This window comes from Mesorhizobium sp. WSM4844, assembly GCF_055811775.1.
Map to the genome: position 1 here is coordinate 1 of NZ_JBVVQB010000098.1, position 11,484 is coordinate 11,484.

16 protein-coding genes and 4 pseudogenes are annotated in these 11,484 nt (G+C 59.3%); 11 read left to right on the forward strand and 9 right to left on the reverse strand.

All coding sequences use genetic code 11. The annotated features are described in order from the left end of the window. Positions 1-212, reverse strand: a pseudogene (locus AC0L2A_RS35070) (IS21 family transposase); the annotation flags it as partial. Positions 213-268: 56 nt separating this feature from the next. On the opposite strand from AC0L2A_RS35070, the gene AC0L2A_RS35075 reads away from it, so the two are divergent. From AC0L2A_RS35075 to AC0L2A_RS35095, 5 genes are all read left to right on the forward strand, one after another. Next, complete coding sequence (locus tag AC0L2A_RS35075) at positions 269-520, forward strand: DUF5372 family protein (RefSeq protein WP_197031591.1); 252 nt, start codon at positions 269-271, stop codon at positions 518-520. Positions 521-701: 181 nt separating this feature from the next. After that, a complete protein-coding gene (locus AC0L2A_RS35080) occupies positions 702-1,151 on the forward strand; it encodes a helix-turn-helix domain-containing protein (protein WP_473612764.1) in 450 nt (149 codons plus the stop codon). Between the two features lie 279 nt (positions 1,152-1,430). Next, entirely contained in the window at positions 1,431-1,667 is a 237-nt protein-coding gene (locus AC0L2A_RS35085) for a hypothetical protein (RefSeq protein ID WP_473612765.1), read from the forward strand. A 7-nt stretch (positions 1,668-1,674) separates the two neighbouring features. Further along, positions 1,675-1,968, forward strand: coding sequence for a recombinase family protein (locus AC0L2A_RS35090; protein WP_473612767.1), 294 nt, complete (start codon positions 1,675-1,677; stop codon positions 1,966-1,968). 10 nt (positions 1,969-1,978) lie between these two features. Beyond that, entirely contained in the window at positions 1,979-2,584 is a 606-nt protein-coding gene (locus tag AC0L2A_RS35095) for a recombinase family protein (RefSeq protein ID WP_473612768.1), read from the forward strand. A gap of 1,067 nt (positions 2,585-3,651) precedes the next feature. Here the strand turns inward: AC0L2A_RS35095 and AC0L2A_RS35100 are convergent. From AC0L2A_RS35100 to AC0L2A_RS35110, 3 genes are all read right to left on the reverse strand, one after another. Beyond that, positions 3,652-3,915, reverse strand: coding sequence for a DDE-type integrase/transposase/recombinase (locus AC0L2A_RS35100; RefSeq protein WP_473612769.1), 264 nt, complete (start codon positions 3,913-3,915; stop codon positions 3,652-3,654). Then, a complete protein-coding gene (locus AC0L2A_RS35105) occupies positions 3,831-4,103 on the reverse strand; it encodes an IS3 family transposase (protein WP_473612771.1) in 273 nt (90 codons plus the stop codon). The genes AC0L2A_RS35100 and AC0L2A_RS35105 overlap by 85 nt, the downstream gene beginning before the upstream one ends. A 138-nt stretch (positions 4,104-4,241) precedes the next feature. After that, a complete protein-coding gene (locus AC0L2A_RS35110; protein WP_473612772.1) occupies positions 4,242-4,982 on the reverse strand; it encodes a TylF/MycF/NovP-related O-methyltransferase in 741 nt (246 codons plus the stop codon). Positions 4,983-5,343: 361 nt separating this feature from the next. On the opposite strand from AC0L2A_RS35110, the gene AC0L2A_RS35115 reads away from it, so the two are divergent. The 3 genes and pseudogenes from AC0L2A_RS35115 to AC0L2A_RS35125 all read left to right on the forward strand — a co-directional run bounded on the left by AC0L2A_RS35115 (position 5,344) and on the right by AC0L2A_RS35125 (position 6,032). Next, positions 5,344-5,568 (forward strand): hypothetical protein, encoded by a 225-nt coding sequence (locus tag AC0L2A_RS35115; RefSeq protein ID WP_473612773.1) that lies wholly within the window; start codon positions 5,344-5,346, stop codon positions 5,566-5,568. A 61-nt stretch (positions 5,569-5,629) separates the two neighbouring features. Beyond that, a pseudogene (locus AC0L2A_RS35120) lies at positions 5,630-5,835 on the forward strand (transposase); the annotation flags it as partial. Between the two features lie 2 nt (positions 5,836-5,837). Beyond that, positions 5,838-6,032, forward strand: a complete 195-nt coding sequence (locus AC0L2A_RS35125) for a hypothetical protein (RefSeq protein ID WP_473612775.1) — start codon at positions 5,838-5,840, stop codon at positions 6,030-6,032. Here the strand turns inward: AC0L2A_RS35125 and AC0L2A_RS35130 are convergent. From AC0L2A_RS35130 to AC0L2A_RS35145, 4 genes and pseudogenes are all read right to left on the reverse strand, one after another. Beyond that, a pseudogene (locus AC0L2A_RS35130) lies at positions 6,032-6,151 on the reverse strand (D-alanine--D-alanine ligase family protein); the annotation flags it as partial. The gene AC0L2A_RS35125 and the pseudogene AC0L2A_RS35130 sit on opposite strands and share 1 nt — an antisense overlap. A gap of 50 nt (positions 6,152-6,201) precedes the next feature. Continuing rightward, entirely contained in the window at positions 6,202-7,200 is a 999-nt protein-coding gene (locus tag AC0L2A_RS35135) for an alpha-ketoacid dehydrogenase subunit beta (RefSeq protein ID WP_473612782.1), read from the reverse strand. 5 nt (positions 7,201-7,205) lie between these two features. Further along, positions 7,206-8,222 (reverse strand): thiamine pyrophosphate-dependent dehydrogenase E1 component subunit alpha, encoded by a 1,017-nt coding sequence (locus AC0L2A_RS35140; RefSeq protein WP_473612776.1) that lies wholly within the window; start codon positions 8,220-8,222, stop codon positions 7,206-7,208. A gap of 77 nt (positions 8,223-8,299) precedes the next feature. Further along, a complete protein-coding gene (locus AC0L2A_RS35145) occupies positions 8,300-9,052 on the reverse strand; it encodes an SDR family NAD(P)-dependent oxidoreductase (RefSeq protein ID WP_473612777.1) in 753 nt (250 codons plus the stop codon). A gap of 889 nt (positions 9,053-9,941) precedes the next feature. Between AC0L2A_RS35145 and AC0L2A_RS35150 the strand changes: the two genes are divergently transcribed. From AC0L2A_RS35150 to AC0L2A_RS35160, 3 genes and pseudogenes are all read left to right on the forward strand, one after another. Beyond that, the gene (locus AC0L2A_RS35150) at positions 9,942-10,184 is read left to right on the forward strand and encodes a glycosyltransferase (protein ID WP_473612783.1); all 243 of its coding nucleotides are present in this window, start codon (positions 9,942-9,944) and stop codon (positions 10,182-10,184) included. A gap of 348 nt (positions 10,185-10,532) precedes the next feature. After that, entirely contained in the window at positions 10,533-10,832 is a 300-nt protein-coding gene (locus AC0L2A_RS35155) for a hypothetical protein (RefSeq protein WP_473612779.1), read from the forward strand. Between the two features lie 42 nt (positions 10,833-10,874). Beyond that, positions 10,875-11,131, forward strand: a pseudogene (locus AC0L2A_RS35160) (transposase); the annotation flags it as partial. A gap of 68 nt (positions 11,132-11,199) precedes the next feature. Here AC0L2A_RS35160 and AC0L2A_RS35165 read toward each other — a convergent pair. After that, positions 11,200-11,484 (reverse strand): transposase (locus AC0L2A_RS35165; protein WP_473612780.1); only part of this gene is annotated, 285 nt, incomplete at its 5' end.

Here is an 11,484-nt window from a genome sequence, read left to right on the forward strand (position 1 = left end):
GCCGCCGGCAGCGGCTTCAAGGCAGCCCGCTCGATCTCCTCGAACAGTTCGCGGCGGCTTTGGCCGATATGGCGCATCGGCCGGTTGTTCAACTCCTCGAGCAGTTCGGCGATCGCCGCGTTGAGCTCGGCGATCGAGAAGAAGGATCGGTTCCTCAGCCGTGCCAGAATCCAGCGCTCGACGATCAGCACCGCGCCCTCGACCTTGGCCTTCTTTCAAGTCCAGGACTGCAGTTCGTGCTGACACTCGAGCGCGTATAGAGTTCGAGATCACGCACCCGTTCCATCCGTGGCGCGGCCAGCGCTTCGTGCTGTCGACCCGCAAGCAGAACTGGGGCGAGGACCGCGTCATGTTCTACGACGCGGCGGGACGACTTCGCTCGCTGCTTGCGTCATGGACGGACGTCGCTGAACCCGATGTTTTCATTCAGGTCGCGGCCGGTCGGTCGTTCGTGCGTCCAGATGATCTGGCAACCCTGGCGGCGTTGATCGAGCAAATCGAGCGCAGCCATGGCGGCTGAACACATGTCAGGCAATTTATGCCGCATGTGTCAACCTAATTATGCCGCCGCATGCCGGATTCACCGTCCCGGTTTCACTCGAATTGTCCGGGGTCTGATCGGTATGGCAGCTGTCTCCATTAGATTGACACGCTCTCTATAGAGGCGTAATTTGATTTACACATAAGCAAGGGGATATACCATGCCCAACCAGACCAAACGCGATCGACTGCGCCAGCTCGGAGCGCTCAACACGCGCCCCGAAGCCGTCCGCGCACCCTGGTTCCGTGAATCCAGCTTCTTCGATCCTCTCGACCTCGTGCAGGTGAAGTACGAGATGCTGCGTCACGTCCATGAGGATGGCGTCAACAAAGCCGATGCCGCCGCGCTTTTCGGTCTGTCGCGGCCCACCTACTATCAGGCCGAGGCCGCGTTTGAACGCGAGGGCATTGCCGGCCTGCTGCCGCGCACGCGTGGGCCAAAGTCGGCCCACAAGCTCACCGACGAAGTTATGCAGCTCATCGAGCAGAACCAGAACGCGGGTGCTCCGCTGCAGCCGCGATCCCTGGCGCAGCTGCTGCATTCGACACTCGGTATCAGCGTCCATCCCCGCAGCATCGAACGCGCGATGGCCCGTAAAAAAAAACGGTGAACCCCATGCGCGCACCCCGATGCTGCCGCACAGCTGCCAGGATTTCTACGAGACGCTGCGCGCCGCCGTCCTATGCGGTCAGGCCTGCGTCAAGGACATGGGCGCCATCGTTTTTCATGGCTTTTGGCAAGGGCTGGCGGTGCTGATCGCTCCTCAGCCTTTCCCCGTCGATGCATCGGCGGCCAGAACCACCGCCCACGGCTTCGGTGGCAGTGCACGATCGCCAGCTCGTGCACATGCTCGCCAACATGGTGCTGGCAGCAGAGACGCGAGGCAATCATGTCTACTGACATCACCATGAAGGTTGGCGCCGACCATCTGCAGCGTGATGCATTCCTCTACGTGCGTCAGTCCTCTCTTCGTCAGGTGTTCGAGAACACCGAGAGCACCAAGCGGCAATACGCCCTGCGCGATCGCGCAGTGGCTTTGGGCTGGCCGATCGAACGTGTCCACGTCATCGATAGCGACCTCGGTCTCTCCGGCGCGCAGTCGCAGGACCGCGACGGCTTCCAGTGAAGTGGCGATGGGGCACGCAGGGATCGTGCTGGGGCTGGAAGTGTCACGCCTGGCACGCAACAATGCCGACTGGCACCGTCTCCTTGAGTTGGCTGCCCTGTCGCGCACCCTCATCATGGACGAGGACGGCGTCTACGATCCGGCCTATTTCAACGATCGCATGCTGCTCGGGCTGAAGGGCACGATGAGCGAGGCCGAACTGCACATCCTGAAGTCGCGGCTGCAAGGCGGCATTCTCAACAAGGCGCGCCGCGGCGAGCTCGAGATGCCGTTGCCGATCGGCTTGGTCTACACCACCTGACGCGCGGGTCGTGCTCGATCCCGACCGACAGATCCAGGACACGGTGCGGCTCCTGTTCGATACCTTCTGCGAGACCGGCTCGGCCTGCGCCGTCGTGCGCCGCCTGCGCGGCGAGAAGATCCTCTTTCCCCGGCGTATCCGCCGCGGCATCGGCAAGGGCGACGTTCTGTGGAGCGAGATCGACCATTCCCGCGTGCTCCAGATTCTGCACAACCCGCGATATGCCGGCGCGTTCGCCTATGGGCGCACGCGCACCGCCTACAATGCCAAGCTCAAGTCCGTGCAGCTGCGCGCGGCGAGATCCGACTGGCAGGTGCTGATTCCCGAAGCCCACGAAGGCTACATCTCCTGGGCCGAGTACGAGCGCAATCAGACCACCCTGGAACAGAACGCCACCGGCTTTTCACCCGGCCTGCGCGGACGCATGCCCCGCCAGGGCAGCGGTCTGTTGCAGGGACGGCTGCTGTGCGGCCGCTCTGCGGTGCACGCATGCGCGTCCATTACGAGCCGTTCGAGGGGCGGCTGCGCCCGTATTATGTCTGCAACGAAGCGGTCGTGCGACACGCCGGCAAGCACTGCCAATGGGTGCGCGGCGCTCCGGTCGACGACGCGGTGAGCGCGCTATTGCTGGAGGCGATGGCGCCGGCAGCGATCGATGTCGCGCTCGCCGTGCAGCAGGAGATCACCCAGCGCGTGGAGCAGGCCGCGGCGCTGCGCGGCACGCAGCTGCAACGCGCCCGCTATAAGGCTGAACTGGCCCGCCGGCGCTACCTGAAGGTCGATCCGGACAACCGCCTGGTCGCCGACGCGCTGGAAGCCGACTGGAACGCACGGCTGCGTGACCTCGACGCGCTCCAGCGCGAGCACGAGTGCCAGAATGAGGCCGACCGCTCGCTGCTGGACGAGCCAGCGCAGGAGCGCATCAGGGCGCTGGCCGCCGATTTCCCGCGCATCTGGAACGACAAGCGCACCGGTGCCGTCGAACGCAAGCGCATGCTCGGCCTTCTCATCGAAGATGTGACGCTGCTCGTCGACGAGCAGGTCAACATCCATATCCGCTGGCGCGGCGGGCGCACGCAGAGCCTGTCGGTGACCAGACCGCGGCCCATGTCAGTGATACGCAAGACGCCGGCACAGGTCGTGGCGTTGATGAATGAGCTGCTGGAGACCGCCAACGACCAGCAGATCGCCGCCCGCCTCAATGAACTCGGGCATCGCAACTGGCGCGGCGAACCCTTCACCCTGAAGAAGGTCATGCTCGTGCGCCGCACCCATGGATTGAAGAACCGGTACGAACGGCTGCGGGAGAGCGGAATGCTGACCGGCGAGGAAGTAGCCCAGCAGCTCGGCGTGTGCGCCTCGACCGTTCACCAACTCGGGCGAAAGGGCATTCTCAAGCGCCATCGATACGCAACCAGCCATCGATACTTATACGAACCGCCGGGCAACGTCAGACTCGAAAAAGGCGCCGGCAGTCGATATGGTGGTCGTCCGCCCAGATTAATTGTCGCTCAACAACTCCAACAAGGTGCATCGTGATGCCTGCTCCTTATCGTAAGGATTGCCGACACGGCTCATGCTCGCCTGGAGACCGTGACGATTCAGAAGTTCGGAGTACGCTCCGCACGCGTATTGAACCCTGGTCGGAATGATGCACGAGGCTTCACGGGTTCGGGCCGGCGATCAGCGATTGGCCATCTCGAGGGCCTCGATGGCAAGGCTTGCTCTGAGATGCGTATCCAATGCCCAGCCGACCACTTTGCGGCTATAGGCGTCAAGCACAACGGCAAGGAAAGCAAACTCCTCAGCCAGATGCAGGAAAGTGATATCGGCAACCCATAGCTGGTTGACCCCATTGAGGATCATACCCTGGCAAGATTGGGCACGACTTGCCAACCATGCCTGGAGTTCGTCGTCACAGGAACAAAGGGGCTTGCGCGCAGGCACAGCAGATTGTCTTCACGCATGATCCGTAGAACGCATTTGTGATTGACCTGCCACTCCTCCCGCCGCAGTAGGGCTGCGATCCGGCGGTAGCCGTAATGCGCGTTGCCGAGAGCCATCGGGCCCAGTTCTGGATTCCGCCGCCAATGGGGCAACACGATGCCGCCCCCTCTTGACTTCAGCATCGTCATGTGAGCCTGGGATCAAACATCTAGTAGGACCATCCATAGTTTCCCTCTGGTAGGCTTTCGGATCTTTCCGGGTAGAGGAACTGTCTTGTCAGATTTACGCCAGTGCAATGCCTGCTGGCGGAATGGTCAGATTCGGCTTCACGGCCAATTGCGATAGACGAGATGTGGAAAAACCTGCTCCGCGAAGCGGCGGTCCCGCTGAATCATCACTTCCTCCACCGCCTCCATGGAACCTATGCAGTCCGAATACAGGCAGTCGTCGAACACCCAATAGCCTCCATCGACCATATATTTTCGGGATACGTCGTAGCTATACTTCACGGCGCTGTAAAGGTCACAGTCGATATGGCACAAACGGACCGAGCCTATATTTTTCAGCGCATCCTCGGCAGTGTCCTCGAAGAGGCCCCGAACCAAATGGAGATTATCGATCTTCTGCCTCTCGATGAGCTCCAGCAGATCATCGTATCCTGCATCACTGAAATCGCCTTCTTTGTAAGTGTCACGCTGCGGGTCCGTTGGCGGCATACCCTCGAAAGTGTCGAAAGCGTAGACCTTCATATCGGGATAGAGTTCCTTGCAAACGGCGGCCAGAAAAAGCGCGTTGCCGCCGCGATAAGTGCCGAACTCGACCACATGGCCGGCCGCCAGGCCAGCGAAGCCGAAACGTAAGATGAGATAGAGATTCATTCGGTTTCGCTCGTCCAAGAGCGTCCGGTTTCGTGCCAGTTCCATCGCCCTATTGTAAAGCTTGTCCTGGTGCAATTGCTCAACCAGATTGTGGACCTGCAGGCCTACTCCGCGCTGTAAGCCAGCGCGAACGTTTCGGCCACGTGATCTCTGCGGCGCCTCCTCAAATTCAGGCAGAATTATTGTCATTGAAGGACTCCTTACCGACATGTTCAAACTCGAGCTTTGAAGCTATAGTGGCAATCGTTATCGATGATGGCCGCACATGCAAGTTATCGCTTATTAAGATTTTGCGACTGTTAGGTTATGCGATTTCGGCCACGTCGGGAGCCCTACAGGAGATATCCACCCTCTCGCCGTGCTCTCCGGTAGGGCCGGAATGATCAGCGTGCCACTGCCGGCAGGCTGATCAAGGGATCATCGCTTATCTGGCTGATCGTTTCCAGGGTCATATATCTGGCCCGCTACACTGCCCATTTGATCGCATGGACCGCCCCCGAACGGCGGATAGTGGACGTGTTTTTCCTCTATACCTCAAGGGGAGCCTGCCATGCCTGTTGTCACCATCGGAATCGATATCGCCAAATCCGACGGTGTGGACGCAACCGGCCATGCGGCTCTCCGGCGCCGCCTCGGGCGCAGCCAGTTGCTGGTATTCTTCGCTCGGCTTTCGCCTTGTCTCATTGGGATTGAAGCTTGCTCGATCGCGCATCACTGGGCCCGTGAATTGGTTAGGTTCGGCCATGAGGTGCGCCTGATCCCTCGCAGTATGTGAAGCCTTATGTCAAGCGGAACAACCGATGCGGCAGGGCGCGGCCGAACATGCGGTTCGTGCCGATCAAGACTGGGAGCGCGGGCCGGGACGGTCGAGTTGCGCATCCCGAAGCTCAGGAAGGGAAGCTGCTTCCCGGGTTTCCTCGAACTGCGCTGCATGGCCGAGAAGGCGCGGACCGCCGTCATTCAAGAAGCCTATGTGCAAGGCATCTCGACACGCTCGGTTGAGGACGTGGTCAAGGCCATGGGGATGAGCGGCATCTCCAAAGAATGAAAACAATTCGTCTTGCTATCGAAGGGACCTGCAATACCAAACATGCTGTGCTGTATTTGGAAGCGCCCGTCACGCGTGAACCGCCGTTGGTACTAAGAATTGATTTTATTGATGGAAGGCGTTTCATGGGCTATGAGCAAATGCGTCAACTACCAGATGCCGTGGTTTCGGTGTTTGCCCCACAACTCTAGACTAGAGGCAACACCTCGAGCCCTCCGTTTCCCAGCAGCGCGACCCAGATTTCCCGCCCCTCGATGCATTCTTCCACGAGCGCATCCTGCGCATACTGCGTGACGATCACTTCCACCGAAAGGTAGGATTATGTCGGTTGTCATTCCTGCATCCATTCTAGTCGAAGCTTCAGAGCAGCCGCCGTACGGCTGCGATGATGTCGTTCTTCGTCGGGAAGAAATCCTTCTCGAGGGCCGGACTGAAGGGGACGTGAATGTCCGGAGCGCTCCGGCGCAGAATCGGTCGCTTCAACAGGTCGAACGCCTCTTCCGCCATAACCGCTGCGATTTCGCTTCCGACGTTACAGACTGGGTGCGCATTCTCGACGATTACTAGTCTTCCGGTCTTCGCGACAGAGGTTTTGAAAGCCTCATGGTCGAGTGGCTTCAACGTCCGGGGGTCGATCACTTCGACCGAAATCCCTTCCTCGGCGAGTGCGTCTGCCGCCTCCATCGCCGGCCGTATAGCGCCGGCGATAGCGATAAGGGTTACATCGCTTCCCGCGCGCTTCACATCCGCTTTGCCAATAGGGATTAAGCAGTCCGGATCCGTGGGCACATCGCCCTTGAGCGGCCACAGGCGGGTATCTTCAAAGACGAGCACAGGATCGCCGTCGCGAATGGCCGATTTCATAAGCCCCTTGATATCGGCGGCGCTGGTCGGGCAGATGATCTTGAGGCCCGGCACATTCATAAAAAACGTATAAGGCCGGTCGGCATGCTGTGCCGCTATGGACCCTATCGAGTACATATAGCAACGAACCACGATCGGAATGTCGATCTGACCTCCAGTCATATATCGCAATTTCGAGGCTTGGTTGATGATCTGATCCGAGGCCAGGTAGACGAAGCTGGCAGTTGAGAGGTCTACGATTGGTCGCAATCCATTGATGGCGGCCCCGATCCCGACGCCCGTAAAACTGCCTTCTGAAATCGGCATGTTCCAAATTCGGTTCTTGTACCGCTCAATAAGTTTGTCGCCACCGAAGACCGAGATGTCCTCTCCCATCAGGACGACGCGCTCATCACGTTCCATTTCCTCTATCTGCGCCTGCATGAGAGCCTCCAGATAGGTCATCTGAACATGGGTGCCGGGCGTCACGGCAAGTTTCTGGGCATGAGTTTGCACGTCGATCAATTCCTCTCCAGGCCAGCCACGAAGCCGCGATGGCCTGCAAGGGGCGAGTTGAACATGTAGTCGGGCAAAGTTTCAGGCCGAGGCAGAGGGCTGGCCAATGCGAATTGTACAGCCTGCCTGACGGCTTCGGCGACTTCGTGCTCGATTGCACTCAAAGTCTTTTCATTTGTGCCTGCCTCGAGGAGCAGAGCGCGATACAGCAAGATTGGATCACGGTCGCGCTTGTGCGCTTCGACTTCTTCAACTGATCGATAAGGCTGTCCCGGAACCACCAAGCCGAAATTATGCTCATCGAACCGATAGGTGTTAGCCACTATGAGAGTGGGGCCCTGGCCCGCGCGTGCCCTTGTGACGGCCAATGCTGTAGCTTCGTAAACGGCGCTCACGTCCTGCCCGTCAACCGTTACCCCTGGCATGCCATAGCCCGCCGACCGTAGCGCGATGTCCGGCTGCCCGTGGCTTTGCGCCACGGAGGTGCTGATTGCATAGCCGTTGTTTTCGCATAGATAGATAACCGGAAGCTTCCAAAGCGACGCCATATTGAGACTCTCATGGAAGGTGCCCTGGTTGACCGCTCCATCGCCGAAGAAGCACAGTGTAACCTGATCGACACCCCGGACCATGGCGCTGAACCCGCACCCTGTGGCAAGAGGAATGCCCCCTCCAACGATACCCGATTCGCTGATGATCCCGACCGAATTGTCTGCAAAGTGCATCGAACCGCCACGTCCCTTGCAGATGCCGCCCTCCTTTCCCATCAGCTCGGCCATGAGCGCGTCCAGATGCGCACCCTTCCCGATTGGATGGCCGTGCGAGCGATGCGTTCCGGTCATGGTGTCATCGTCCCGAAGGGCGAGACACGCCCCTACGATAGCGGCTTCCTGACCCACGCTCGCGTGGAACCAACCAGGGATTTTGCCAGCTTTCGTCTGCCGGATACCCTCTTCTTCGAACCGACGAATGCGAAGCATACGCCGATAAGCCTCTAGTCTTTGATCACGGTTCAACTGCATGATCCAAACATTCCTCCAATATCCAAGTCGAAGATGCCAAAATGCCGTCTAGATGGCAAAGCGTAGGTCGTTTGCACTCACCAACTCGTGTAGCCTCCATCCACGTTAAGAACTGCGCCGGTCATGTAGCTGGAGGCGTCGCTGGCGAGAAACTGAACGACAGTTGCGATTTCCTCCGTGCGGCCCAAGCGGCCCATCGGCGTGAGTTCTTCCCAGGTCGAAACGTCGTAGCGAGGGTCACTGGTCATCTTTGTGGTGATGTATCCTGGAGCGACCGCGTTAACGCGGACGCCCGATTTTGCCCATTCGCAGGCGAAGGTCTTTGTGAGCATGTGCACGCCAGCCTTGCTGGCATCGTAGGCTGGACCGTTCGTGGACCTCGTAACGATGAAGCCACACATCGAACCAATATTGACGATGTTGCCCGAACCGCGCTCGGCCATCGCCGCGCCGAAGGCCCTGCAGCAATAGAACACGCCGTCGAGATTAACGGAAATTACGAGTCGCCAGTCGTCGTCACTTGTATCTCTCGTCGGCGCGTCGCATCCGACGCCGGCATTGTTAACAAGAATATCCGGGCAAGGGTAGATCGCTGCGGCCAAGTCGCGCACTGATTGGGGATCGCTGACGTCGCAGCGGAAGGTACGGACGTCGGGACCTACACTGGCTGCGGCCTTCCTGATAGCGTCGAGGTCGCGACCAGCGAGCATGAGCGATGCGCCGGCCATCCTTAGCGTGCGCGCAATTTCCAGACCGATGCCTCGCGCGCCGCCGGTGACCAACGCCGAACGGCCGGTAAGGTCAAAACGCTTCATGAGATCCGGATGCATGGTTCACCTCACGTCCTGTCCAAAAATGCGCACGCTTATGGACTACGCAGGCCTGACAATCCTGTTCAACCCCAAAAAGAAATTCCCGGTTTCTCGGACTTGCGCCCCGCTCGTCTGCTGCGAAAGGTAATTCGAAACCTCTAGCGTAATCGCGTTACTCTGCATGCCGATGCACCCTGATCAGTGCGCTGAATCTACATGGCTTGTAGATTTTCCGGGAAAGCACCGATACTGCGGTCCCTGGTAGTTGACGAATCTGCTCATGCCCACAAAAGCGCTCTGCCAGTCAAACCAGAAGCTTAGCCGCCACGGCGAACCGAACGGCCCTGGCACGGCCGTTGCTACGACACTGAGTGAGGGCTGAGTGCAATACGAGTGATGCTCTGGTTCCCTTGAAAACGGTGCGCCCCCGTTCTGGGAGAGAAGCGAACTCGCGCATGAAGTCGTTCAGCATTTGGTGATAGCTTTGAAAGCAACATGGCGCTGCGTGTGGACTCCCTCGCTGCTCCGATCAAAGTGGAGAGCTGGCTGCGCGGCCAGCCCCTCACGAGCTTCCAGCCCGGGAACGAGCGGACGCTCTCAAGACAGCTGGGACGATCCTGCCCGCCATCAGCGGGCGGGATGCTCGTCTTAGCGGCTTGGTTGTCGCCATCAAGAATGATCTTGGAGACCGCGCCGGAAAATGCTGCGTCGAGCGCGCTCGCCGATGTGCGAGAGCATGGGCAGGCGTTGTATTTTCATTCGACTCTGTCATCCAAAAGCATCAAGACGGGAGTTACGTGTTGCCGCGGTACTCGCTGGTTCCTGCCGATTTACAATCAAGAACAGGTCTTGCCTCGGCTCGTTGAGATCAGCTTGCTGATCCAAGTTAGACGGAGAGACCGAGGCGATTTTCGTCGATGACGGAAGCCGCGATGGCAGCGCCAGATACCTTCGGCGTACGGTCGCCGCCGAGCCTCGTTTCCGGCTGATCGAGCTTTCCCGCAATTTCGGGCGCCAGATCGGAATCACTGCCGGCATGGATGCTGTCAAGGGGGAAGCCGACATAGTCATGGATGCCGACCTTCAAGACCCACCCGAGGTGGTTCTCGATCTGGTGGCGAAGTGGAAGGAAGGTTCCGAGATTGTCTAGGGGCGGCTTGTCAAACGCGAGGGCGAATCCTAGTTCAAGCGCTACCGCTTGCTGGAGAAGATGACGACGGTCGATCCCGCGCGATGTCGGGGACTTCCACCTGGTCGGCCGCAAGGCGCTGAAAACTTTCAGGCAAATGCCTGAACAAGATCGCTTCGTCAGGGGCATGTTCGGCTGGATGGGCTTCAAGCAGGCGGCGGTGCCTTTCGAACGCCCAGCACGGGCTCATGGCCAAACCAAATACCCATTCTGGAAGATGGTGCATCTTGCCGTTCATGCCATCGTCAGCTTCTCGGAGCAACCGTTGCGCCTGGCGCTTTGGGGCGGCTTGGCCATTCTGCGCTTGCCGTGGCTTTTGGTGCCTACGCCCTCTTCGCCTCGGCCTTTGAAGCCGGCGTTGTTGCCGGCTGGACATCCACGGTGGTGATCGTGTCGCTGCTGTGCGGTATCTATCTTTTAATGACCGGCGTGGTCGGACTTTATGTCGGCAGCATTCACGCCGAGATAAAACGACGCCCGCTTTACGTGGTCGATCGCCTTACCGGCTTCGACAGGGCGATGCGTGTCGCTCCTGGTGAGAGCCGCCGATCGCCTCGAAGATTCCGGATTGGCGTCCCGGCCAATGTCCGAACTCTTCGACAGCTATAGATCGCCATCCGCACCGATCTTGGCGCGATTTTCGTGTCGTTGGAACTTAGTCGATCGACCTGGGCACAGATTGCGCGCGAACTTGATCGACTCGAACTCACACTTCAACAGATCAAGTCCGTGGAGGCTGAGCGGGATGCTATGCTCAGCCCGCCGGACGAAGGCCAGCGGCAAGGAGCAATGTTAAAGAATTTGAAGGGGATTGGCCCGGAATTCGCCGTTGTCCTGTGGTCGGAGGGGTTGTTCCGAAACTTTTCCAACCGACGGCAGGTTGCCGCTATGCCGGATTGGCGCCGACGCGATCGTCCCGCTGCGTGGTGTAGCTGGCGGCATTGGTCGCCGTGCTGTCCGGCATGGGTCGGGCTGATCAGCGTGCCACGGCTGGCAGGCTGATCAGGGGATCATCGCTCATTTGGCTGATCTTTTTCAGAGTCATATATCTGGCCCGATGGGCTGCCCACTCATCGTTCTGTTCGAGCAGGATTGCGCCGACGAGGCGCACGATCGCATCGTCGTTCGGGAAGACGACCTCGGTGCGCCGCTTGATCTCGCCGTTGTGGCGCTCGATCGGGTTGGGTATGATCATGACGGTGCCATCCGATCCCCGCTGGAGATGAGCGATTTTCGGCGTATGGTGCGACCATCCGGGACA

Coding starts and splice junctions, on each gene's coding strand:
- AC0L2A_RS35145 (WP_473612777.1), bottom strand. CDS start 9,052: ATGCATCCGGATCTCATGAAGCGTTTTGACCTTACCGGCCGTTCGGCG.
- AC0L2A_RS35125 (WP_473612775.1), top strand. CDS start 5,838: ATGAAAACAATTCGTCTTGCTATCGAAGGGACCTGCAATACCAAACAT.
- AC0L2A_RS35080 (WP_473612764.1), top strand. CDS start 702: ATGCCCAACCAGACCAAACGCGATCGACTGCGCCAGCTCGGAGCGCTC.
- AC0L2A_RS35115 (WP_473612773.1), top strand. CDS start 5,344: ATGCCTGTTGTCACCATCGGAATCGATATCGCCAAATCCGACGGTGTG.
- AC0L2A_RS35140 (WP_473612776.1), bottom strand. CDS start 8,222: ATGCAGTTGAACCGTGATCAAAGACTAGAGGCTTATCGGCGTATGCTT.
- AC0L2A_RS35110 (WP_473612772.1), bottom strand. CDS start 4,982: ATGACAATAATTCTGCCTGAATTTGAGGAGGCGCCGCAGAGATCACGT.
- AC0L2A_RS35105 (WP_473612771.1), bottom strand. CDS start 4,103: ATGACGATGCTGAAGTCAAGAGGGGGCGGCATCGTGTTGCCCCATTGG.
- AC0L2A_RS35090 (WP_473612767.1), top strand. CDS start 1,675: ATGGGGCACGCAGGGATCGTGCTGGGGCTGGAAGTGTCACGCCTGGCA.
- AC0L2A_RS35085 (WP_473612765.1), top strand. CDS start 1,431: ATGTCTACTGACATCACCATGAAGGTTGGCGCCGACCATCTGCAGCGT.